Consider the following 23515-nt stretch of genomic DNA (forward strand, 5'->3'; position numbering starts at 1 on the left):
ACCGCGCGCTCAAATTCCGCAACCGGGTTTCGCTTCAGGCAGCCGCCGCGGCCGTTGCCGCGTGCGCATGACCGCCGACCATGCAGTGCTTGTGCTCGACGTGGTACGCGAATTCGTCCCAGTAGTGCTTGAGCATCCCGCGCACCGGCATCGCCGCCGCATCGCCGAGCGCGCAGATCGTGCGGCCCATGATGTTCTCTGCCACCGAATTCAGCAGGTCCAGATCTTCCTGGCGGCCTTCGCCGTGCTCGATACGGTTCACGACGCGATACAGCCAGCCCGTACCTTCGCGGCACGGCGTGCACTGGCCGCACGACTCCTCGTAGTAGAAGTACGACAGGCGCAGCAGCGAGCGCACCATGCAGCGCGTCTCGTCCATCACGATCACCGCGCCCGAACCGAGCATCGAACCCGCTTTCGCGATCGAGTCGTAGTCGAGGTCGGTCTGCATCATGATGTCGCCCGGGATCACCGGCGCGGACGAGCCGCCCGGAATCACGGCCTTGATCTTCTTGCCGCCGCGCATCCCGCCCGCGAGCTCCATCAGCGTCGCGAACGGCGTGCCGAGCGGCACTTCATAGTTGCCCGGACGCTCGACGTCGCCCGACACCGAGAAGATCTTCGTGCCGCCGTTGTTCGGCTTGCCGATTTCAAGGTAATTCTGCGGCCCGATGGACAGCAGGAACGGCACCGCGGCGAACGTCTCGGTGTTGTTGATCGTGGTCGGCTTGCCGTACACGCCGAAGCTCGCCGGGAACGGCGGCTTGAAGCGCGGCTGGCCCTTCTTGCCTTCGAGCGATTCGAGCAGCGCCGTTTCCTCGCCGCAGATGTACGCGCCGTAACCGTGGTGCGCGTGCAGCTGGAACGAGAATTCCGAGCCCATGATGTTGTCGCCCAGGAAGCCCGCCTGGCGCGCTTCCTCGAGCGCAGCCTCGAAGCGTCGATACACTTCGAAGATTTCGCCGTGGATGTAGTTGTAGCCGACGGTGATGCCCATCGCGTACGCGCCGATGGCCATGCCTTCGATCAGCGCGTGCGGGTTCCAGCGCAGGATGTCGCGATCCTTGAACGTGCCCGGCTCGCCTTCGTCCGAGTTGCAGACGAGGTACTTCTGCCCCGGGAACTGACGCGGCATGAAGCTCCACTTCAGGCCGGTCGGGAAGCCCGCACCGCCGCGGCCGCGCAGGCCCGACGCCTTGACGTCGGCGATCACCTGCTCGGGCGTAATCTTTTCTTCGAGAATGCGGCGCAGCTGCTTGTAGCCGCCGCGCGCAACGTAATCTTCGAGATGCCAGTTCTCGCCGTTCAGACCAGCGAGGATCAGCGGTTTGATGTGACGGTCGTGGAGGGACGTCATTTCGAGAGCTCCTCAAGCAGCTGGTCGATCTTCTCGCGGCTCATGAAGCTGCACATTCTGTGATTGTTCACCAGCAGCACCGGCGCATCGCCGCACGAGCCCATGCATTCGCCTTCCTTCAGCGTGAACTTGCCGTCCGGCGTGGTTTCGCCGAAGTCGATGCCGAGCTTCTGTTTCAGGTAATCGGCGGTCGCTTCCGCGCCACCGTGCGGACCGAGCTGGCACGGCAGGTTCGTGCAGAGCGTGATCTTGTGCTTGCCGACAGGCTTGAGCTCGTACATCGTGTAGAACGTCGCGACTTCCTGCACGGCGACGGCCGGCATGCCGAGATAGTCCGCGACGAACTGCATCAGTTCGGGCGACAGCCAGCCATGCTCTTCCTGAGCAACGGCCAACGCCGACATCACGGCGGACTGTTTCTGATCGGCGGGATACTTCGTCAACGCTCGATCGATTTCCTTCAGGCCTTCAGCTGAGATCATTTTCAGACACGACTCTTTCAATTCCTACCGAACGAACAACCTGCCGCACACTGGGGTGCATGGACGGCAGACCTGGCGCTCACTGTTGACAGCTTGCGAAGCCGCGCCGGTTCAGCGCGCTTCGCGTGTGACTTGCTGCTCGCCGCCCGTATCGCGGGCGGCGCAACCATCAGCGATCGATTTCGCCGAACACGATGTCCTGCGTACCGATGATCGTGACGGCGTCAGCAATCATGTGGCCGCGCGCCATTTCGTCGAGCGACGCGAGATGCGCGAAGCCCGGTGCGCGGATCTTCAGGCGGTACGGCTTGTTCGCGCCGTCCGACACGAGATAGATGCCGAATTCGCCCTTCGGATGCTCGACCGCCGCATACGCTTCGCCTTCCGGCACGTGAAAACCTTCGGTGAAGAGCTTGAAATGGTGGATCAAGTCCTCCATGTTCGTCTTCATGCCGACGCGCGACGGCGGCGCAACCTTGTGATTGTCCGTCATCACGGGGCCCGGATTCTTGCGGAGCCACTCAATACATTGTTTCGCGATACGCACCGACTGACGCATTTCCTCGACACGCACCAGGTAGCGGTCGTAGCAGTCGCCGTTCACGCCGACCGGCACGTCGAAATCCATGCGGTCGTACACTTCGTACGGCTGCTTCTTGCGCAGGTCCCACGCGATGCCCGAGCCGCGCAGCATCGGGCCCGTCAGGCCCATCTGCAGCGCACGTTCCGGGCTGACCACGCCGATGCCGACCAGACGCTGCTTCCAGATCCGGTTGTCGGTCAGCAGCGTTTCGTATTCGTCGACGCACTTCGGGAAGCGCGTGAAGAAATCGTCGATGAAGTCGAGCACCGAACCCTGGCGCGCCTCGTTCATCCGCGCGAGCGCCTTCTCGTTGCGGATCTTGGACGCCTTGTATTGCGGCATTGCGTCAGGCAGATCGCGATAGACGCCGCCCGGACGGTAGTACGCCGCGTGCATCCGGGCGCCGGACACCGCTTCGTACACGTCCATCAGGTCTTCGCGCTCGCGGAATGCGTACAGGAACACCGCCATCGCGCCGACGTCGAGTGCGTGCGCGCCGATCCACATCAGGTGGTTCAGCACGCGCGTGACTTCGTCGAACAGCACGCGGATGTACTGCGCGCGCTCCGGCACGTCGATGCCGAGCAGCTTCTCGATCGCGAGCACGTAGCCGTGCTCGTTGACCATCATCGACACGTAGTCGAGACGGTCCATATACGGCACGGACTGGATGAAGGTCTTGGTTTCGGCGAGCTTTTCGGTCGCGCGATGCAGCAGGCCGATGTGCGGATCGGCACGCTGGATGACTTCGCCGTCGAGCTCGAGCACGAGGCGCAGCACGCCGTGCGCTGCCGGGTGCTGCGGGCCGAAGTTGAGCGTGTAGTTCTTGATGTCTGCCATGACGCCCTCTTAATGTTTCAGACCGCCATAGCGATCCTCGCGGATCACGCGCGGCGTGATTTCGCGCGGCTCGATCGTCACCGGCTGGTAGACGACCCGCTTCTCTTCCGGGTCGTAGCGCATTTCGACGTAGCCCGACACCGGGAAGTCCTTGCGGAACGGATGGCCGATGAAACCGTAGTCGGTCAGGAGGCGGCGCAGGTCCGGGTGGCCTTCGAACACGAGGCCGTACAGGTCGAACGCTTCACGCTCGTACCAGTTCGAGGAGGTCCAGATGTCGACGACCGACGGCACGATCGGCAGATCGTCGTCCGGCGCGAACACACGCACGCGCAGGCGCCAGTTGTTCGTCACCGACAGCAGGTGCGACACGGCCGCGAAACGCGGACCGTCGTACGCACCGTCGCCGTACGTCTGGTAGTCGATGCCGCACAGGTCGATCAGCTGCTCGAAACGGAGCTTCGGATCGTCGCGCAGCGTCTTTGCGACTTCGAGGTAATCGCTCGCCTTCACGACGAGCGTCAGTTCACCAACTGCTTCGGTGAGGCTCACCACGCGCGCGCCGAGCGCGGCTTCGAGGTTCGCCTTGAGGGTCTCGATTTTGCTTGCCATATTGAGGGGACGCTCGGGGCTTTATTGACGGGCGATGGTGTTGGTGCGGCGAATCTTCGCCTGCAGCTGGATCACGCCGTAGACCAGCGCCTCGGCCGTCGGCGGACAGCCCGGCACGTAGACGTCGACCGGCACGATTCGATCGCAGCCGCGCACCACCGAATACGAGTAGTGGTAGTAGCCGCCGCCGTTTGCGCACGACCCCATCGAGATCACCCAGCGCGGCTCGGCCATCTGGTCGTAGACGCGGCGCAGCGCGGGCGCCATCTTGTTGCAGAGCGTGCCGGCGACGATCATCACGTCCGACTGACGCGGGCTCGGACGGAACACGACCCCGAACCGATCCAGATCGTAGCGGGCCGCGCCCGCATGCATCATCTCGACGGCGCAACACGCGAGCCCGAACGTCATCGGCCACAGCGAGCCCGTGCGCGTCCAGTTGATCAGCTTGTCAGCCGTGGTGGTGACAAACCCTTCCTTCAAGACCCCTTCGATACTCATTTGCTTTCCACTCCAGACGGGCGACCGAGCGTGGCCACCCATGCAAACCGGCGATTAACCCATTACTCCCAGTCGAGGCCGCCTTTCTTCCAGATGTAGGCAAAGCCCAGCAGGAATTCGAGCAGAAAAATCATCATTGCGATGAAACCGGGCCAGCCAATGTCGCGCAGCGCGACGCCCCACGGAAACAGGAACGCGGTTTCGAGATCGAAGATGATGAACAGGATGGCGACGAGATAGTACCGGACATCGAACTTCATCCGCGCATCTTCGAAGGCTTCGAAGCCGCATTCGTACGGCGCGTTCTTTTCGACGTCGGGCCTGCTGGGACCGAGAAGCTTGCCGATACTGACCAGCGCTATACCTAAACCAGTGCCCACAAGGAGGAACAACAAGACGGGGTAATAGGCTGCGAGGTTCAAGGCAATCCTCTATCGGTTGGTTCTGAGCGTCCGGAGAATAACACTATCCGGCGGAAGGAATCATTTCGGACTACCTGCGATCGCAAGACAACCGCAAGCGTACCCCACAAATGAAAAATGCCAGCCACGTGAAGCGGCTGGCATTGAGTAACTTTGGTGCCGACGGCGAGACTCGAACTCGCACAGCTTTCGCCACTACCCCCTCAAGATAGCGTGTCTACCAATTTCACCACGTCGGCACTGCATGCAACCGGGGTTGTAACTACTTGTTTCCCGCGAATCGCTTCAAGAATTAAATTCTAACCTGACTGTCAGAATTGTTCAACGCACAAACGCAAAAAATTTAAATTTTTATTTCGGGACGTCCTGGCCCGGCGCATGCGCAGCCGAACCCGCAGCCGCGGACGCAGCAACGGCAGGCGCGGACGCTGCCGACGTCGGCGCCGACGCGGTTGCCGCAGCGCCGAGCACGCCAACCGACGGCTGCGACTTGTACGAACCGAGGTAGGTCAGTGCGAGCGTCGCGACGAAGAAGAGCGTCGCCAGCACGGCGGTCGTGCGCGACAGGAAGTTCGCGGAGCCCGTCGCACCGAACAGGCTGCCCGACGCGCCGCTGCCGAATGCAGCGCCCATGTCGGCACCCTTGCCGTGCTGCAGCAGCACGAGACCAATCACACCCAGTGCAGACAGCACCTGCACCACGATAATCAGCGTTTTCAAATACAGCATCACACCCACCCGTATGGATCAGGCGACCCGCTTGCGCGGGCCGCCGTCATGGTTCAATTCGATCCCGGCCCGCTTAGCGCGCGGCCCGGCAGATCGCCAGAAAATCTTCCGCCTTCAGCGACGCGCCGCCGATCAGGCCGCCGTCGATGTCCGGCTGTGCGAACAACTCTTCCGCGTTGTCCGGCTTCACGCTGCCACCATACAGCACCGACACGTCAGCCGCGCCCTTCGCCGCGAGCCGCGCACGCAGGAACGCGTGCACCTGCTGCGCCTGTGCCGACGTCGCGCTCTTGCCCGTACCGATCGCCCAGACCGGTTCGTACGCGACGACGATGCGCGCAGCCTCGTCGGTCGACAGCACGGCCAGCACCGCGTCGAGCTGCGCGCCGACGACCTGCTCGGTCGCCCCCGCCTCACGCTCGTCGAGCGTCTCGCCGACGCACACGACCGGCGTCAGGCCGGCCGCGAGCGCACGCTGCGTCTTCGCGGCGACCGTCTCGTTGCGCTCGCCGTGATACGCGCGGCGCTCCGAGTGACCGACGATCGCATAGCGCGCACCGAATTCCGCGATCATCGCCGCGGCAACCTCGCCCGTATACGCGCCCTGCTCGTGTGCGGACACGTCCTGCGCGCCCCACGCGACCCGGCCGCCGTCGAGCTGGCCCTGAACCTGCGCGAGATACGGGAACGGCACGCACACGCCGATCGCCGTTTCTGCCGGCACCGATTCCGCGCCCTGCGCCACCTCGTTCAGCAATGCCTGGTTGCCGGCCAGCCGGCCGTGCATCTTCCAGTTGCCGATCACACGCTTTGTTCTCTGTTTCGACATCGTTTGTCCCGTCATCGACGGGCCGGTAACCGGCCGTCAGGTTTGATCTGGCGAAGCAAACCGGCGATTTTACTGCGGCGCGATTGAACCGGTCAAACCGCGCATGTCAAGTACCGATCAGCTGTTCGCGCCCCAATCGAGCACGATCTTGCCAATATGCTCGCCGCTTTCCATCAGCGCATGTGCCTGCGCGGCCTCCGCGGCAGGCAGCACGCGGTAGATCACGGGCTTGATGCGACCGTCGGCGAGCAGCGGCCACACGCGCGCCTTCAGTTGCGCGGCAATGCGCGCCTTGAACTCGACCGGGCGCGGCCGCAGCGTCGAGCCGGTCACCGTCAGCCGGCGGCGCAGGATCTCGTTCAGGTTGATCTCGGCCTTCGCGCCGCCGAGCAGCGCGATCAGCACGAGACGGCCGCCGTCCGCGAGCGCGGAGAGCTCGCGCGGCACGTACGCGCCCGCGACCATGTCGAGTATCACGTCGACGCCGCGATCGTGCGTCAGCGACTTCACGACTTCGACGAAATCCTCGGTCTTGTAGTTGATTGCGCGCTCGGCACCCAGCGCCTCGCACGCGCGGCACTTGTCGGCGTTGCCGGCGGTCGCGAGCACGCGGAAGCCGAGTGCGTGCGCGATCTGGATCGCCGTCACGCCGATGCCGCTCGAGCCGCCCTGCACGAGCAGCGTTTCCTGCGCACCGCCCTCGCCCGCGCCCAGCTGCGCGCGGTCGAATACGTTGCTCCACACCGTGAAATACGTCTCCGGCAGCGACGCGGCCTCGATGTCGGTCAGCCCGTCCGGCACCGGCAGGCATTGCGGCAGCGGCGCGACCGCGTATTCCGCGTAGCCGCCGCCCGCGAGCAGCGCACAGACGCGATCGCCGAGTTTCAGGCCGAACGGGTTGAGCGCAGGATCGGACAGGTCGCCGCCGACGATCTCGCCCGCGACCTCGAGGCCCGGCAGGTCCGACGCGCCCGGCGGCGGCGCATATGCGCCCTTGCGCTGGAACACGTCCGGACGGTTGATGCCGGACGCCGCCACCTTGATCAGCACTTCGCCGCGCTGCGGCTCGGGGCGCGGACGCTCGGCGAGCTTCAGGACTTCGGGGGCGCCGAATTCGGTGATTTCGATGGCTTTCATGTACGTCGCTCCAGGATCGGGTTCGGATTGCGCGCCCCGCCCGCAGGCATGGGACGCATCGCAGGCGCCACCGCGCGTGCCTGTTGCATGACGGGCCTGCTGCACGCGCACGATGCTACAGAAAAAACGGCCGGCGCGCTTTCGCGCAGCCGGCCGTTCGTACCCGCCCGTCCGCTTACTGCTGCGGCGGCGTATCCGCTTGTGACGCTGCCGCTTCGTTCAGGAGCGCCTTGGCCGACAGACGCACGCGACCCTTCTCGTCCGTCTGGATCACCTTGACCTTCACGTGCTGGCCTTCCTTCAGGTAATCGTTGATGTCCTTCACACGCTCGTTGACGATTTCCGAGATGTGCAGCAGGCCATCCTTGCCCGGCAGCAGGTTCACGATCGCACCGAAATCGAGCAGCTTCAGCACCGTGCCTTCGTACACCTGGCCGACTTCGATCTCGGCCGTGATGTTCTCGATGCGCTTCTTCGCTTCGGCCATGCCTTCGCTGTTCGTGCTCGCGATCGTCACGACGCCGTCATCCGAGATGTCGATCGTCGTGCCCGTTTCTTCGGTCAGCGCGCGGATCACCGAACCGCCCTTGCCGATCACGTCGCGGATCTTTTCCGGGTTGATCTTGATCGTGATCATGCGCGGCGCGAATTCGGACAGTTGCGTGTTCGCACCCGACACCGCCGACGTCATCTTGCCGAGGATGTGCATGCGGCCTTCCTTCGCCTGCGCGAGCGCGACCTGCATGATTTCCTTCGTGATGCCCTGGATCTTGATGTCCATCTGCAGCGCGGTCACGCCCTGCTCCGTACCGGCCACCTTGAAGTCCATGTCGCCGAGGTGATCTTCGTCGCCGAGGATGTCGGTCAGCACTGCAAACTTGTTGCCTTCCAGGATCAGGCCCATCGCGATGCCCGCGACGTGCGCCTTCATCGGCACGCCGGCATCCATCAGCGCGAGGCAGCCGCCGCACACCGACGCCATCGACGACGAACCGTTCGACTCGGTGATTTCCGACACGACGCGGATCGAGTAGCCGAATTCGTCGGCGCTCGGCAGGCACGCGACGAGCGCGCGCTTCGCGAGGCGGCCGTGGCCGATTTCGCGGCGCTTCGGCGAGCCGACGCGGCCCGTTTCGCCGGTCGCGAACGGGGGCATGTTGTAGTGGAGCATGAAGCGGTCGCGGTATTCGCCTTCGAGCGCGTCGATGATCTGCTCGTCACCCTTCGTGCCGAGCGTCGCGACGACCAGCGCCTGCGTTTCGCCGCGCGTGAACAGCGCCGAACCGTGGGTGCGCGGCAGCACGCCCGTACGGATCTCGATCGGACGCACGGTACGCGTGTCGCGGCCGTCGATACGCGGCTCGCCGTTCAGGATCTGCGAACGGACGATCTTTGCCTCGATGTCGAACAGGACGTTGCCGACGGTGGCCTTGTCGGCCGCGACCGTGCCGGCCGCCTGCGCGTCTTCCTCGAGCTTCGCCGAAGTCGCCGAGTAGACTTCCTTCAGCTTCGCCGAGCGGGCTTGCTTGTCGCGGAGCTGGTAAGCGGCGAGCAGGTCGTTCTGCGCCAGTTCGGTCACGCGCGCAATCAGCGCCTCGTTCTTCGGCGCCGGCTGCCAGTCCCACTCGGGCTTGCCGCCTTCGCGCACGAGTTCGTGGATCGCGTCGATCGCCGTCTGCATCTGCTCGTGGCCGAACACCACGGCGCCCAGCATCACGTCTTCCGTCAGCTGTTCCGCTTCCGATTCGACCATCAGCACCGCGCGTTCCGTACCCGCAACGACGAGGTCGAGGCTCGACGCCTTGATCTGGTCACGCGTCGGGTTCAGCACGTACGCGTTGTCGATGTACGCGACACGCGCCGCGCCGACCGGGCCATTGAACGGCAGGCCCGAAATGGCGAGCGCAGCCGATGCGCCGATCAGTGCGGGGATGTCCGCCGGGATTTCCGGGTTCACGGACAGCACGTGGATCACGACCTGCACTTCGTTGTAGAAGCCTTCCGGGAACAGCGGGCGCAGCGGACGGTCGATCAGGCGCGACGTCAGCGTCTCGTGCTCCGACGGACGGCCTTCGCGGCGGAAGAAACCGCCCGGGATCTTGCCGGCCGAGTAGGTCTTCTCGATGTAGTCGACGGTCAGCGGGAAGAAATCCTGGCCCGGCTTTGCCGACTTCGCGCCGACGACGGTCGCGAGCACGACGGTGTCTTCGACGTCGACGATCACGGCGCCGCTTGCCTGGCGCGCGACTTCACCGGTTTCGAGGCGCACCTTGTGCTGGCCCCACTGGAATTCCTTCACGACCTTGTTGAACATGGACATGGTTGCTCCTTTCGATTCGTTCATAACATTCGCCGCACCGGCAAACCGTTGCGGCGGCGTCCCGGCCGAATCACCCGGAGCAAGGTGTGTTTTTTATGCCATTCCAGCGTGGCGCTTGCGCAGCACCGCGCTGGAATGACACAAATCCCGACCCCGGTATCGGCCGTTCGGGCGGCCCGGCATCAAACGGCCGGACTGCCCGCGGTGCGTGTGACGCTACGCACCGCGCAAAAACAAAATGCCTGTATCAGCGCACTGACACAGGCATCTTGCTGACGGCAATCGCGCCGCTTACTTACGCAGACCCAGCTTCTCGATCAGCGCGCGGTAACGGTCGGCATCCTTGCCCTTGAGGTAGTCGAGCAGCTTGCGGCGGCGGCTCACCATGCGCAGCAGGCCGCGGCGGCTGTGGTGATCCTTCGCGTGGGTCTTGAAGTGACCCGTCAGTTCCACGATACGTGCGGTCAGCAGTGCGACCTGGACTTCGGGCGACCCCGTGTCATTGGTGCCACGTGCGAACTGAGCAACGACTTCCGACTTCTTGATATCTGCGACAGACATTTGATTTCCTTTCTGACTGAACAGGCGGACACGGAAGAATGGCCGTGCCGTGATTTACAACCGGCGGGCATTGTAGCACAAGTCTTCGCCACGCCGAACCGGTTTGTCATGGCCGCGTCATCGAGCAGGTGGACGGCATCTCCGTGCGTTGCGCCGGCACCGCCAGCACCGTGCGAAAGCCATAGCCCGAGCCCTCGTTGTCGAAGCGCACGCCGGGCGCGCCGACCTTGTCCATGTCCATCACATAAAGGGGCTGGATCAGCTGGTGATCCTGCGCGCGCATCGTCGACGCATGAAAGCCGTTGTCGAACGACAGCCCTTCGAGCGCGCGCGCGACGGCCACCGGATCGGCGGAGCCCGCGCGGTTCATCGCGGCCGCCAGCATCTCGATCATCAGGCTCATCCGCAGCACCGGGTAGTCGTCCTGCGCGGCCGGGAAACGGGTCCGGAACGCGCGGTAGAATGCATCCGACTTCGCGCCGCCCGCGTTCGGATGCCAGTCCGCAACGGCGACCACGCGCCCGACGCCCGCGTCGCCGAGCGCCGCCGGCGCGCCGAGGCTGTTGCCATAGAACGTGTAGAACTTCGCGTTCAGCCCCTGCTCGCGCGCGGCCTTCACGAGCAGCGTCAGGTCGTTGCCCCAGTTGCCGGTGACGACTGCGTCCGCGCCGCTGGCACGGATCTTCGCGACGTATGGCGCGAAATCCTTGATCCGCCCGATCGGATGGAACTCGTCGCCGACCACCGCGACGTCCGGCCGCCGCGCGGCGAGCGCCTGCCGCGCGAGCGTGCTGACGTCATGGCCGAAGCTGTAGTCCTGGTTCAGCAGGTAGACCTTGCGCAGCGCGCGGTCGCGCGCGATCACGTCGGCGAGCGCCGCCATCCGCATCCCCGCGTGCGCGTCGAAGCGGAAATGCCAGAAGCTGCAGCGTGCGCCGGTCAGCGCCGGGTCGTCGGCCGAGTAGTTGACGAACAGCATCCGGGCGTCCGGATTGCGCGCGTTCTGCTTGTCCAGCGCAGCCACGAGCGCGGCCGCGACCGCCGAGCTGTTGCCCTGCGCGACGAAGCCGATGTGCCGGTCCGCCGCCGCACGCAGCTGCACGAGCGCCTCTTCCGGGCTGCCCTTGCTGTCGAGCACGACGAGTTCGAGCGGATGCGCGCCATCGCGCAGCTTCACGCCGCCGGCCGCATTGACCTGCTCGACGCCGAACCGCAGGTTGCGCTCGACCGCGGCACCCGCGTTCGCGAACGGGCCGGACATGCCCTCGATCAGCGCGATCTGCACCGGCTCGCCGGCCGCGAACGCTGACGCCGCGACCAACCATCCTGCGCTCCATGCGAGCGCGCAACGCTTCCAGACCTGCATCGGTTTCCTGCCCCCGAATCTGCATGAGAAGCGCGGATCATAGGCCGTCCGCGCCCGCGGCGGCAAGCGCGGGTGCCGGCCGGCGATCCCGCACCGCTTTTCCCCGGACGGTGTGCCGGTGCGCGCGGTCCGTGATACAACAGGCATATTCCCGTGTTTCTGGAGAACCCCATGCGTTTTCGCATTCCCGCGCGTCTGCCGGTGCTGCTCGCCTGCACCGCGGCGCTCTTCGCCGGTTGTGCGCAGCCGTGGCAGCAATATCAGGCTGGCCAGGACCAGTCGGCGATCGTCGCGCGCATGGGCCCGCCGCGCGAGATCTACGACCTGCCCGGCGGCGGCAAGCGCCTGATGTGGCCGACCCAGCCGATGGGCGAGATCACCGTCGCGGCCGACGTCGACGGATCCGGCAAGATCACCAACGTTCGGCAGGTGTTGCAGCCGAACGAGTTCTATCGGGCGGAGATCGGCAAGTGGACCAAGACCGACGTGCTCGTCAATTTCGGCCGCCCGGTCGAGACGTCCTACTTCCCGCTGATGAAGCGTGAGGCGTGGACCTACCGTTATCTCGAGGACAACGTCTGGTACATGATGTACAGCTTCTATTTCGACAGCCAGGGCATATTGCGGCTCACGCAGAAAACACCCGACCCGCTGCACGACCCCGACCGCCGCAATCTCTTCTGACCGCGCGGCGATGATCGTCGACGTGACGCGCGCCGGCCGCCGAGTGAGCGACCAATAAAAACGCCCCGGCGGCACACGGCCGCACGGGGCGTTTCGATCACGCGCGACGCGCTTACGAGCGCTGCGGATTGACCTTGTCGTCCTTCGCCTGCAGCTTGTTCAGCGCCGAGATGTAGGCCTTCGCGGATGCCGCGACGATATCCGGATCGGTGCCGACACCGTTGACGATCCGCCCGCTCTTCGACAGGCGCACCGTCACTTCGCCCTGCGCCTGGGTGCCGGTCGTAATCGCGTTGACCGAGTACAGCAGCAGCTCGGAGCCGCTGCCGACCTCGCCCTCGATCGCATTGAACGTCGCGTCGACCGGGCCGTTGCCGCGCGCTTCGCCGGTCACTTCCTTGCCCTCGACCGCGAACACGATCTTCGCGTGCGGCTGCTCGCCGGTTTCCGAATGCTGCGACAGCGACACGAACTTGAAGTGCTCCTGCTCGGCGGCTTGCGCGGCCTCCTCGGACACGATCGCGATGATGTCCTCGTCGAAGATTTCCGCCTTGCGGTCGGCCAGATCCTTGAAGCGCATGAACGCGGCGTTCAGGTCGGCTTCGCTGTCGAGCGCGATGCCGAGCTCCTGCAGGCGCTGCTTGAACGCGTTGCGGCCCGACAGCTTGCCGAGCACGATCTTGTTCGCGGTCCAGCCCACGTCTTCCGCGCGCATGATCTCGTAGGTGTCGCGCGCCTTCAGCACGCCGTCCTGGTGGATGCCCGACGCATGCGCGAACGCGTTCGCGCCGACCACCGCCTTGTTCGGCTGCACGACGAAGCCGGTGATCTGCGACACGAGCTTCGACGTCGGCACGATCTGCGTCGTGTCGATGCCGACGTCGAGGTCGAAATAGTCCTTGCGGGTCTTCACCGCCATCACGATTTCCTCGAGCGACGTGTTGCCCGCGCGCTCGCCGAGACCGTTGATCGTGCATTCGACCTGGCGCGCACCGCCGATCTTCACGCCGGCGAGCGAGTTCGCGACCGCCATCCCGAGGTCGTTATGGCAGTGCACCGAGAAGATCGCCTTGTCCGAGTTCGGAATGCGCTCGCGCAGCGTCTTCACGAGGTTGCCGTACAGCTCCGGCACGCCGTAGCCGACCGTGTCGGCAATGTTGATCGTCGTCGCCCCTTCGGCGATCACGGCTTCCAGCACGCGGCACAGGAAATCCATGTCGGAGCGGCTGCCGTCTTCCGGCGAGAATTCGACGTTGTCGGTGAACTTGCGTGCGAAGCGCACCGCGAGGCGCGCCTGCTCGAACACCTGGTCCGGCGTCATCCGCAGCTTCTTTTCCATGTGCAGCGGCGACGTCGCGATGAACGTGTGGATCCGGAAGCTGTTGGCCGGCTTCAGCGCGTCGGCCGCGCGCTGGATGTCCTTGTCGTTCGCCCGTGCCAGCGAGCAGATCGTGCTGTCCTTCACGAGGCCCGCGATCGTGTGGATCGCGTCGAAGTCACCGTTCGAGCTGGCGGCGAAGCCGGCCTCGATCACGTCGACCTTCATCCGTTCGAGGTGCTTCGCGATCCGGATCTTCTCTTCCTTCGTCATCGACGCGCCGGGCGACTGTTCACCGTCACGCAACGTCGTATCGAAAATGATCAGCTTGTCTGTCATGGGGGGCTCCAAGGCTCTTTGTTCGGGGGTACAACGAGATGGATTCGCGCCACCGCTGGCGACGCTGAACAGCAGACGAGCCTGGACGGGGGGGCGAAAACGGTCAGCGCGGCAGGCGCGCTAGCGCTAGCGCTAGCGCGCGTAGCGGCGCACCGGCTAGAAGAAGGGAGAGGCGGGAAAATGCGGTCATGCCGACGACTATAGCGGCATTCCGCAACGCGCGCAATCGGACCGCACCCGAAGCGCGCCGGAAAAGGGGCGCATAAAAAACGGCGACCCTCAGGCCGCCGCTTCCGCGCATACAGGTGCGTATATGTGCGTGTATGTGCGTATGAGTTCGTATGGCGCGCGCTTGCGCGTCAGTGCTCGCGCTGCGACGAGCGCGCCGGATTCGGGCGCCCGCGCACCGCCATGTACGCCCAGAACACGTAGCCGGACAGGCCGTACAGCACGAACAGGCAGAACAGCATCAGCGGCGGATCGGACGACACGAGCACGAACGCGACGACGACGAGCAGGGTTGCCGCGAACGGCACGCGGTGCCGCACGTCGAGCGCCTTGCCGCTGTAGAACGGCGCGTTCGATACCATCGTCACACCTGCATAGATGGTCAGCACGAACGCGACCCACGGCAGCCAGCCGAGCTTCATCGGCACGCGGTTGTCGGTCGCGAGCCACACGAAACCGGCGATCAGCGCCGCGGCGGCCGGGCTCGGCAGCCCCTGGAAGAAGCGCTTGTCGACGACGCCGATGTTCGTGTTGAAGCGCGCGAGACGCAGCGCGGCGCCCGAGCAGTAGACGAACGCGGCGAGCCAGCCCCAGCGGCCGAGATCCTTCAGCACCCATTCGTACATCACGAGCGCCGGCGCGACGCCGAACGACACCATGTCGGACAGGCTGTCGAACTGCTCGCCGAAGGCGCTCTGCGTATGCGTCATGCGCGCGACGCGCCCGTCCATCCCGTCGAGCACCATCGCCGCGAAGATCGCGATCGCGGCGATCTCGAAGCGGACGTTCATCGCCTGCACTACCGCGAAGAATCCGCAGAACAGCGCGGCCGTGGTGAACGAATTCGGCAGCAGGTAGATGCCGCGCGTCTTCAGGAACTGCTGGCGCTTGGCGCGGCGGCTTTCGATCGGCGCCGGATCGGGCGTGATCGACTTGTTGCGGCGGAACGGCCGCGGCACTTGGGTATTGCCGTTGCGCGGCCGGCGCGGTTTGAATGCGGCCATCGTGCGCTCCGCCGCTTATTGTTCGAGTTCGGCGAGGATCGTCGACGACGCGTAGACCTTCTCGCCAATCGACACCTTCGCGCGGCTGCCGATCGGCAGGTACACGTCAACGCGCGAACCGAAGCGGATGAAACCGTAGCGCTGGCCGCGCGACAGCGGCTCGCCGGCGCGCACGTAGCACAGGATTCGGCGTGCGACGAGGCCCGCGATCTGCACCGCAGTGACGGTCTTGCCGCTCGCCGTCTGCATCACGACCGCGTTGCGCTCGTTCTCGGTCGATGCCTTGTCGATCGCCGCGTTCAGGAACGCGCCCGGGAAATACTCGACCTTGGTCACCGCACCGTCGACCGGCGAACGCTGCGAGTGGACATTGAAGACATTCATGAACACGCTGATCTTCAGCGCTTCGCGGTTCGCGTACGGGTCCTGCGTCGTTTCGACCGCGACGATGCGACCGTCGGCCGGGCACAGCACCGCGTTCGGCTGCGCCGGGATCGGGCGCTGCGGGTCACGGAAGAACTGGACGACGAAGACGACCAGCAGCCAGAACGGCCACGCGAAGCCAAAGCCCCCGACGGCATGGATCAACAGCGCGACGGCGGCTGCGATCGCGATGAACGGCCAGCCTTCGCGCGCGATGATCGGATGAGGATAGTTCATGGATTCGTTCTGTGCTCGGTGAAATGGTAGGGTAGCCCCCTCTCCTTGCGGAAAAGGGGCCCCCTAGGAACCGTACGTGCGAGTTTCCCCGCATACGGCTCGAGCCTACATGTATATCAAAGCCCGACCTGGGGTCGGACCGGCTTAGTTACCGCAATTTTACCGGCGTGCACCTGCCGGTGGCAGTCGGGGTGAAGCAAAACCCGGTTAGACAGAGCATCGGTGCCGCCATGCATCCGGTATTCCAGATGGTGGTCGTGCCAACCCGTCTCGTCCGATAGGGCACAGCCGCAGTGCGCACACAACCCGCCCTGCGACATGTACAGGCTCGCCCATTGTTTTCGGTAGCGCATGGTGTCTCCCATCCGCTCCTGCCGCAATTGCTCGCCGTACTGCTCCCACTCCAGATCAAAGGGGTTGTATCCGCCCTTGATCTTCTTGTGCCGTTTGATTTCCGTACCACTGAGGTGGTACAGCTCATTCAGCCCCTGACTGCCGTCTTCACGAACCGCTCGGACAGCGAATACCCAGTGTCGAGTTCCGACAGTGTGGAAATATTTCTTTCTCACCCAATCGGCCCTCTTCTTCGGGTGCCGCCTCCTCGACCACCGCCAGAGCCTCTGAAAGACCAAAGACTCCATGCGGCTGTACGCCTGCTTCGCCACCACGGGGCGGTGATACTGCGCCCACCCTCGTAGCATCGGGCTTAGCAATCGAATCAAGTCCGACTGCTTTGCCGCCTTGTTGCCGCTGATCGTCTCCGCAACCTTGCGATAGAACGTCTGCACGTTCTTCTTGCTCGGTTTGATGAGTAGCGTTCCCGAGTACTTCCGGAAATTCCACCCGAGGAAATCGAAGCCTTCGTCAATGTGCACGATGCGCGTCTTCTCCTCGGAAAGTTGCAGCCCTCGCTGCGCAAGGAATGCTTCCACCCAAGGCTTGACTTCGCTGGCCAGCGTCTCTTGCGAGTCGCCGGTGATCACGAAATCATCCGCGTACCGCACCGCATTCACTTTCAACTTCTTGGCCTTCGCGATCCCGAATCGCGCACGCAAGTGCTCGATAAGTTCACGTTCCAACCCGTTCAGCGTCACGTTGGCCAGCGTCGGGGAAATAATGCCTCCCTGTGGCGTACCGGCCTCTGTTGCCTGCAGCTGTCCCTTGTAAATCAGGCCAGCCTTCAACCACTTCCGAAGGATCTCCTTGTCCATTGGGACATGGTTCACCAGCCAATCATGGTTGATGTAGTCGAAGCAGCCTTTGATGTCTGCCTCCAAGACCCATTGGGCCGAAGCCTTCTGAGACAGCGAGACAAACAACTGCGACATAGCGTCGGCCGTCGAGCGATTACTTCGGAACCCATATGAGTTCGGATCGCTCGTCGATTCCGACACCGGCTCCAAAGCCAACAAGTACAGGGCTTGCATCGCCCTGTCCCGCATGGTCGGTATGCCCAGAGGACGTAACTTTCCATTGGCTTTGGGGATAAAGACTCTCCGTAATGGCAGAGGCTTGTATCCGCGCCGCTTCAACTTGCCGACAGCTTCCCATCGGCTCTCAGGCGTGTCCCACAGTTCGCGATCGACTCCAGCCGTTCGCGCACCTTGGTTTTGCGTAACACGTCGTACCGCGTACAACTTTGCGGACAACGTGCGGGTCAGCATCCTTTGCAGGGCCTTCACTCTGCGCCAGTCACCTTCCCGCGTCGCCTTCGCAATTCGAATCTGCATCCCTCTCACGTTCCGTTCCACACGACGCCAATTTACGGCGTGCCAGTGGTCCGGCGCGTGGGAAAGCGCAGACCCGTCCTTTCGAACGGATACTCTCATGCTGCTCTCCTACCTTGGGGTGATCAGCCCTCCAGTAGGGACACAGCTGCCCCAGTGGGGCAGATATGCCCCACTGGGGAACCACTCTCGTTCTAGGTATGGGCACGTGCGTCCATACTTCGAACTGGTACTTGCAAGCGGGCACATGTGCCCGCGTTGCTCCAAGTCAAAAGGTCAGTCAGCCGTCTTGCGACGGTAGACCAGACGGAAGTCTGCCCGCTTTCGCGTGAGGTAATGTCTCAACCTCTATCCGGGCCATTACAGCCCGACATTTGCTTTTTCCGTCGTCCCATACCCGCACCGCTAACAGCGTCCCTCACGGTTCGCCTGCCAACCCTACAGCGTTGGCAGCGATACGGGCTTACCGCGTTCCCGGCATGTCACACGACCGATTTAGGTTCTGCCTCTCCCCCGACGGTCTAACGACGACGTAACCCGAGCTTTGAGCGGGTTATCCGACCGCACACCTTTTGGTTCATGCCTGACAGCAGCTTAGGCACTTCCACTACTTACGAGGTTTATCAGCAGTTCACATACGTTAACCATGTCGGTCAGCCTTGCTCCTTGACCCCATCGCTGCTAGGAGTCGCCACACACGCACCTCACGGCACGTGCATGCCCGAAAATTCCGGGGGCTACGTTGTTGGAAGAGCTTCACACCCCACCGTTACCAGTGACGCATGTCCTCCTAGGCTACCGTTGGTCGTACAACGGGTTTCCTCCCTCACCAATGTTCCGGCGAGGTAAAACAATGACACACCGAGCATTCGCTCGACTAAGATCGCGTCCCTGCATCCGGAAGCTACAGGGATATTGCAAACACCAACCCGCTTTGTTAGCGGAGTTGAAGCCGCTAACTATGCGGGACCTGACGGTAATCAGGCCAATGCAATGCGATGGACGGTCAGTTTCAACCGCCCCTCGCCACCGGTAGGTTCCAGCGTACTGCTGCCAGTTCCCACCTCTCACAAGGGTGACCAAAGGTCACCAATAGGTCGGCTCATCGCCGACAGTCGTTGCGACTCGCGTCGCACCAAAGCCCGTAGGATAGCAAAAGCCGCCCGGGGCACTGCTGCCTTCGGGCGGCTTTTTGATACCGACCCTCCACTAGAAGGGCCGCAAGCGCAGATCCTGCTTAGTTCTTCGACTGGTCGACGAGCTTGTTCTTCGCGATCCACGGCATCATCGCGCGCAGCTTCGAGCCGACCTGCTCGATCTGGTGCTCGGCCGTCAGGCGGCGGCGCGACTGCAGCGTCGGGGCGCCGGCCTTGTTCTCGAGAATGAAGCTCTTTGCGTACTCGCCCGTCTGGATGTCGGTCAGGCACTGCTTCATCGCCTTCTTCGTCTCTTCCGTGACGACGCGCGGGCCCGTCACGTACTCGCCGTATTCGGCGTTGTTCGAGATCGAGTAGTTCATGTTCGCGATGCCGCCTTCGTAGATCAGGTCGACGATCAGCTTCAGTTCGTGCAGGCACTCGAAGTACGCCATTTCCGGCGCGTAGCCCGCTTCGACCAGCGTCTCGAAACCGGCCTTGATCAGCTCGACGGTACCGCCGCACAGCACGGCCTGCTCGCCGAACAGGTCGGTTTCCGTCTCTTCACGGAAGTTGGTTTCGATGATGCCGGCACGGCCGCCGCCGTTCGCTGCCGCGTACGACAGTGCGATGTCGCGCGCTGCGCCCGACTTGTTCTGCGCAACCGCGATCAGGTGCGGCACGCCGCCACCCTGCGAGTACGTGCCGCGCACCGTGTGGCCCGGCGCCTTCGGCGCGATCATGATCACGTCGAGGTCGGCACGCGGGATCACCTGGCCGTAGTGGACGTTGAAGCCGTGCGCGAATGCGAGCGCCGCGCCTTCCTTGATGTTCGCGTGCACTTCCTTCGCGTACACGTCGGCGATCTGCTCGTCCGGCAGCAGCATCATCACGACGTCGGCGCCCTTCACGGCTTCAGCAACTTCCTTGACCGCGAGGCCGGCGTTCTCGGCCTTGCTCCACGACGCGCCGCCCTTGCGGAGGCCGACCGTCACGTTCACGCCGCTGTCCTTCAGGTTCAGCGCGTGTGCGTGGCCTTGCGAGCCGTAGCCGATGATCGTGACTTGCTTGCCCTTGATGAGGGAGAGGTCGGCGTCTTTGTCGTAGAAAACGTTCATGATGGTTCCTTCGCTAATTCAAAAATTCAACAATTCGTTCAATTGGAGTACTGCGGGCCGGGACATGACGGCGCACCCGGCGTGCCTGTTCGGCATCACACCTTCAGGATGCGCTCGCCGCGTCCGATGCCGGAGCTGCCGGTGCGCACGGTCTCGAGGATCGCGCTCGCGTCCAGCCCCTGGATGAATGCGTCGAGCTTGTCGCTCGCGCCCGTCAATTCGATCGTGTAGGTCTTCTCGGTCACGTCGATGATGCGGCCCCGGAAAATATCCGACATCCGCTTCATCTCTTCGCGCTCCTTGCCCACTGCCCGTACCTTGATCAGCATCAGCTCGCGTTCGATGTGTGAACCGTCGGTCAGGTCCACCACTTTCACCACCTCGATCAGGCGGTTCAGATGCTTCGTGATCTGTTCGATCACGTCGTCGGAGCCGATGGAAACGATGGTGAGCCGCGACAGCGATTGGTCTTCGGTCGGCGCCACCGTCAAGGTTTCGATGTTGTAGCCGCGTGCGGAAAACAGACCGACCACGCGCGACAGCGCGCCCGGTTCGTTTTCCAGCAGGACGGAAATGATGTGTCTCATGTTCGCTTCTTCCAGAATATGTCCGTGTCGATTGGCCCGCGCCGCGCACTGCCGCGTGCCGTGCCGCCCTTCGTGAAGGCGGCCGCCCGCGGCCACGCGCGTCGCGCCGTTACAGATCTTCCGATCCGAGCAGCATCTCGGTGATGCCCTTGCCGGCCTGGACCATCGGCCAGACGTTTTCGGTCGGATCGGTCTGGAAGTCGAGAAACACGGTGCGGTCCTTCAGGCGCAGCGCTTCCTTCAGCGCCGGCTCGACGTCCGCAGTCTTTTCAATGCGCATGCCGACGTGGCCGTACGCCTCGGCGAGCTTCACGAAATCCGGCAGCGCATCCATGTACGAATGCGAATAGCGCTTGCTGTATTCGATCTGCTGCCACTGGCGGACCATGCCGAGGTAGCGGTTGTTCAGCGAAATGATCTTCACGGGCGTGTCGTACTGCAGGCAGGTCGACAGTTCCTGGATGCACATCTGGATCGAGCCTTCGCCCGTGATGCACAGCACGTCGTCGTCGGGGTGCGCCATCTTGACGCCCATCGCTGCCGGCAGGCCGAAGCCCATCGTGCCGAGGCCGCCCGAATTGATCCAGCGGCGCGGCTTGTTGAAGCGGTAGAACTGCGCGGCCCACATCTGGTGCTGGCCGACGTCGGAACACACGAACGCGTTGCCGTCCGTCAGCTCCCACGCCTTCTCGACCACGTATTGCGGCTTGATGATCTCGCTTTCGCGGTCGTACTTCAGGCAGTCCTTCGCGCGCCAGCCTTCGATGTCCTTCCACCATTGCGCGAGCGCTTCGGTATCGGGGCCATGCTCGGCCGTCTGCAGTTGCTCGATCAGCTCCTTCAGCACTTCCTTCACGTCGCCGACGATCGGGATGTCGACCTTCACGCGCTTCGAGATCGACGACGGGTCGATGTCGATATGGATGATCTTGCGCGGCCGCGACGCGAAGTGCGCCGGATCGCCGATCACGCGGTCGTCGAAGCGCGCACCGATCGCGATCAGCACGTCGCAGTGCTGCATCGCCATGTTCGCTTCGTACGTGCCGTGCATGCCGAGCATGCCGAGGAATTTCCTGTCCGACGCGCGATAGCCGCCAAGGCCCATCAGCGTGTTGGTGACCGGGTAGCCGAGCAGGTCCGCGAACTGGTTCAGCTCGCGCGACGCGTCGGCGAGGATGATGCCGCCGCCCGTGTAGATGTACGGGCGCTGGGCCGACAGCAGCAGCGACACGGCCTTGCGGATCTGGCCCGAGTGGCCCTTCGTGACGGGGTTGTACGAACGCAGCGACACGCTCTTGACCGGCTCGTACTGGCACGGCGTCTTCGAGATGTCCTTCGGGATGTCGATCAGCACGGGGCCGGGACGGCCGGTGCGGGCGATATAGAAAGCCTTCTTGACCGTTTCCGCGAGCTCGCGCACGTCCTTCACGAGGAAGTTGTGCTTCACGCACGGACGCGTGATGCCGACGGTGTCGCACTCCTGGAATGCATCCTGGCCGATCGCCGCAGTCGGCACCTGGCCGCTGATCACGACCATCGGGATCGAATCCATATAGGCCGTCGCGATGCCGGTCACCGCATTGGTGACGCCGGGGCCGGACGTCACGAGACAGACGCCGACGTTGCCGGTGGAACGCGCATATGCGTCGGCTGCGTGCACGGCCGCCTGTTCGTGGCGCACCAGCACGTGCTGAATCTTGTCCTGCTTGTAAAGCTCGTCGTAGATGTAGAGTACCGAGCCGCCGGGGTAGCCCCAGATGAATTCGACGTTTTCGTCGGCCAGTGCCTTCATGAGCACGGTGGCGCCGATGGAGTCGCTATCGGGAGGGGAAAGGGGTTCCGACGTGGAGAATTCCGCGCTGGGCATGTTCATTTTGACCTTTCGAATTTTCGGCAAAAAATTGATCGGGTGCTCTCTGCCGGGCTTGTGGCTCGGGTTCAAGCGGCGCGTCCAGATGAAGGGCGGGCTTCTTGGGCCAGCCTCAAATGAGACCATCACTTATGTTGCGAACGGACGACGATAGCGGGTCGTGCGAGCGCCGTCAAGCAAAATGTCCCGCAGTGCATCATCGCCGCCCTCGGACGGCCCTGCGCCGCGGTTCGCGCGCAACGCGCGGCCCCCAATGCGGTGCCAAGCATCGCGAAAATTTGTTAGCATCCGCGGGTTTTACGAAATTTTTCGACCCTCTTCACGCAGCAGCTCGCAGCGCATACCTTCACGGAATGGCATCAGACAAGGAACTCGCCGACTTTCTGGCGGGCGTCGAAAGGCGCGCGTTCAAGCAGGCTGCGTACGCGGTCCGTGACGACGATGCGTCGCTCGACATCGTGCAGGACGCGATGATCAAGCTGGCGGAGAAATACGGCGACCGCCCGCCTGCCGAACTGCCGCTGCTGTTCCAGCGGATCCTGCAGAACGCGATCCACGACTGGTTCCGCCGCCAGAAAGTCCGCAACACCTGGGTCACGCTCTTTTCGTCGCTCAACAATACGGACGACGACGACTTCGACCCCCTCGAGACGCTCGAATCGGCGGACCAGACGCCGGGCGTCGAGAGCAGCGAGCACCAGCTCGAACGGGAGCAGGTTCTGGCCCTGATCGACGAAGAAATCCAGAAACTCCCAGCGCGTCAACGGGAAGCGTTCCTGATGCGTTATTGGGAAGATATGGATGTCGCCGAGACTGCCGCCGCAATGGGGTGCTCCGAAGGCAGCGTCAAGACGCACTGCTCGCGAGCCACCCACACCCTGGCGCAAGCGCTCAAGGCCAAAGGAATCACGCTATGAGCTCCGCTCCCGAAAACCGAGAACTCGAATTCGCGCTGAAGGTGCGCCGCGCGCTCGATGAGCGTACCGCCGCGCTGCCCGCCGCCACCACCGATCGCCTGGCCGCCGCCCGCCAGGCCGCGCTCGCGCGCAAGAAACCCGAGCCCGCGACGGTGCCGGTGTTCGTGCCCGCGCTGGCCGGCGCAGGC

General features: G+C 63.7%; 22 protein-coding genes and 1 tRNA gene. 3 read left to right on the top strand and 20 right to left on the bottom strand.

The annotated features are described in order from the left end of the window. Positions 1–34: 34 nt before the first annotated feature. The 13 genes from nuoF to G3N94_RS17420 all read right to left on the bottom strand — a co-directional run bounded on the left by nuoF (position 35) and on the right by G3N94_RS17420 (position 11739). Positions 35–1357 carry an NADH-quinone oxidoreductase subunit NuoF gene (gene nuoF, locus G3N94_RS17360; RefSeq protein ID WP_205793861.1) on the bottom strand — a complete coding sequence of 441 codons (1323 nt, stop codon included), beginning with the start codon at positions 1355–1357 and terminating at the stop codon, positions 35–37. Next, complete coding sequence (gene nuoE / locus G3N94_RS17365) at positions 1354–1839, bottom strand: NADH-quinone oxidoreductase subunit NuoE (protein ID WP_009694121.1); 486 nt, start codon at positions 1837–1839, stop codon at positions 1354–1356. The genes nuoF and nuoE overlap by 4 nt, the downstream gene beginning before the upstream one ends. A gap of 169 nt (positions 1840–2008) precedes the next feature. Beyond that, on the bottom strand, positions 2009–3262 hold the full coding sequence (locus G3N94_RS17370; protein ID WP_205793862.1) for an NADH-quinone oxidoreductase subunit D: 1254 nt from the start codon (positions 3260–3262) through the stop codon (positions 2009–2011). Positions 3263–3271: 9 nt separating this feature from the next. Further along, positions 3272–3874 carry an NADH-quinone oxidoreductase subunit C gene (locus tag G3N94_RS17375; RefSeq protein WP_205793863.1) on the bottom strand — a complete coding sequence of 201 codons (603 nt, stop codon included), beginning with the start codon at positions 3872–3874 and terminating at the stop codon, positions 3272–3274. Between the two features lie 21 nt (positions 3875–3895). Next, positions 3896–4375, bottom strand: coding sequence for an NADH-quinone oxidoreductase subunit B (locus tag G3N94_RS17380; protein WP_006398799.1), 480 nt, complete (start codon positions 4373–4375; stop codon positions 3896–3898). A gap of 62 nt (positions 4376–4437) precedes the next feature. Next, on the bottom strand, positions 4438–4797 hold the full coding sequence (locus G3N94_RS17385) for an NADH-quinone oxidoreductase subunit A (protein ID WP_124602529.1): 360 nt from the start codon (positions 4795–4797) through the stop codon (positions 4438–4440). A 154-nt stretch (positions 4798–4951) separates the two neighbouring features. Beyond that, a tRNA-Leu gene (locus G3N94_RS17390) sits at positions 4952–5036 on the bottom strand. Between the two features lie 112 nt (positions 5037–5148). Continuing rightward, the gene (gene secG / locus G3N94_RS17395) at positions 5149–5526 is read right to left on the bottom strand and encodes a preprotein translocase subunit SecG (protein ID WP_205793864.1); all 378 of its coding nucleotides are present in this window, start codon (positions 5524–5526) and stop codon (positions 5149–5151) included. A gap of 73 nt (positions 5527–5599) precedes the next feature. Continuing rightward, positions 5600–6355, bottom strand: coding sequence for a triose-phosphate isomerase (tpiA, locus tag G3N94_RS17400; RefSeq protein WP_205793865.1), 756 nt, complete (start codon positions 6353–6355; stop codon positions 5600–5602). Positions 6356–6472: 117 nt separating this feature from the next. Beyond that, a complete protein-coding gene (locus tag G3N94_RS17405) occupies positions 6473–7492 on the bottom strand; it encodes an NAD(P)H-quinone oxidoreductase (RefSeq protein WP_124602532.1) in 1020 nt (339 codons plus the stop codon). 175 nt (positions 7493–7667) lie between these two features. After that, the gene (gene pnp / locus G3N94_RS17410) at positions 7668–9812 is read right to left on the bottom strand and encodes a polyribonucleotide nucleotidyltransferase (RefSeq protein ID WP_205793866.1); all 2145 of its coding nucleotides are present in this window, start codon (positions 9810–9812) and stop codon (positions 7668–7670) included. A gap of 291 nt (positions 9813–10103) precedes the next feature. Further along, positions 10104–10373: a 30S ribosomal protein S15 gene (gene rpsO / locus G3N94_RS17415; protein ID WP_006398792.1), complete on the bottom strand. Its 270-nt coding sequence runs from the start codon at positions 10371–10373 to the stop codon at positions 10104–10106. A 106-nt stretch (positions 10374–10479) separates the two neighbouring features. Then, positions 10480–11739: a branched-chain amino acid ABC transporter substrate-binding protein gene (locus tag G3N94_RS17420; RefSeq protein WP_205793867.1), complete on the bottom strand. Its 1260-nt coding sequence runs from the start codon at positions 11737–11739 to the stop codon at positions 10480–10482. A gap of 171 nt (positions 11740–11910) precedes the next feature. Here G3N94_RS17420 and G3N94_RS17425 point away from each other — a divergent pair, with 171 nt between their 5' ends. Next, positions 11911–12423 carry a hypothetical protein gene (locus G3N94_RS17425; RefSeq protein ID WP_205793868.1) on the top strand — a complete coding sequence of 171 codons (513 nt, stop codon included), beginning with the start codon at positions 11911–11913 and terminating at the stop codon, positions 12421–12423. A gap of 112 nt (positions 12424–12535) precedes the next feature. On the opposite strand, the gene G3N94_RS17430 is transcribed toward G3N94_RS17425, so the two are convergent. The 7 genes from G3N94_RS17430 to G3N94_RS17460 all read right to left on the bottom strand — a co-directional run bounded on the left by G3N94_RS17430 (position 12536) and on the right by G3N94_RS17460 (position 22413). Continuing rightward, entirely contained in the window at positions 12536–14080 is a 1545-nt protein-coding gene (locus tag G3N94_RS17430; protein ID WP_205793869.1) for a 2-isopropylmalate synthase, read from the bottom strand. Positions 14081–14439: 359 nt separating this feature from the next. Beyond that, a complete protein-coding gene (gene pssA, locus G3N94_RS17435) occupies positions 14440–15312 on the bottom strand; it encodes a CDP-diacylglycerol--serine O-phosphatidyltransferase (RefSeq protein ID WP_124602536.1) in 873 nt (290 codons plus the stop codon). A 15-nt stretch (positions 15313–15327) separates the two neighbouring features. Then, the gene (locus tag G3N94_RS17440) at positions 15328–15972 is read right to left on the bottom strand and encodes a phosphatidylserine decarboxylase (protein WP_205793870.1); all 645 of its coding nucleotides are present in this window, start codon (positions 15970–15972) and stop codon (positions 15328–15330) included. Positions 15973–16088: 116 nt separating this feature from the next. Then, the gene (gene ltrA, locus G3N94_RS17445) at positions 16089–17801 is read right to left on the bottom strand and encodes a group II intron reverse transcriptase/maturase (protein ID WP_205793871.1); all 1713 of its coding nucleotides are present in this window, start codon (positions 17799–17801) and stop codon (positions 16089–16091) included. 1135 nt (positions 17802–18936) lie between these two features. Beyond that, positions 18937–19953 carry a ketol-acid reductoisomerase gene (ilvC, locus tag G3N94_RS17450; protein WP_205793872.1) on the bottom strand — a complete coding sequence of 339 codons (1017 nt, stop codon included), beginning with the start codon at positions 19951–19953 and terminating at the stop codon, positions 18937–18939. A gap of 95 nt (positions 19954–20048) precedes the next feature. After that, positions 20049–20540, bottom strand: a complete 492-nt coding sequence (ilvN, locus tag G3N94_RS17455) for an acetolactate synthase small subunit (RefSeq protein WP_205793873.1) — start codon at positions 20538–20540, stop codon at positions 20049–20051. A gap of 109 nt (positions 20541–20649) precedes the next feature. After that, positions 20650–22413 carry an acetolactate synthase 3 catalytic subunit gene (locus G3N94_RS17460; protein ID WP_205793874.1) on the bottom strand — a complete coding sequence of 588 codons (1764 nt, stop codon included), beginning with the start codon at positions 22411–22413 and terminating at the stop codon, positions 20650–20652. Between the two features lie 350 nt (positions 22414–22763). On the opposite strand from G3N94_RS17460, the gene G3N94_RS17465 reads away from it, so the two are divergent. Further along, complete coding sequence (locus tag G3N94_RS17465; protein ID WP_124602551.1) at positions 22764–23327, top strand: RNA polymerase sigma factor; 564 nt, start codon at positions 22764–22766, stop codon at positions 23325–23327. Continuing rightward, positions 23324–23515, top strand: a 192-nt coding sequence (locus tag G3N94_RS17470; protein ID WP_205793875.1) for a DUF3619 family protein, incomplete at its 3' end; no start/stop codon positions are given. The genes G3N94_RS17465 and G3N94_RS17470, both read left to right, overlap by 4 nt.

The sequence above is a fragment of the Burkholderia sp. Ac-20353 genome, assembly GCF_017104785.1.
Taxonomy (GTDB): domain Bacteria; phylum Pseudomonadota; class Gammaproteobacteria; order Burkholderiales; family Burkholderiaceae; genus Burkholderia.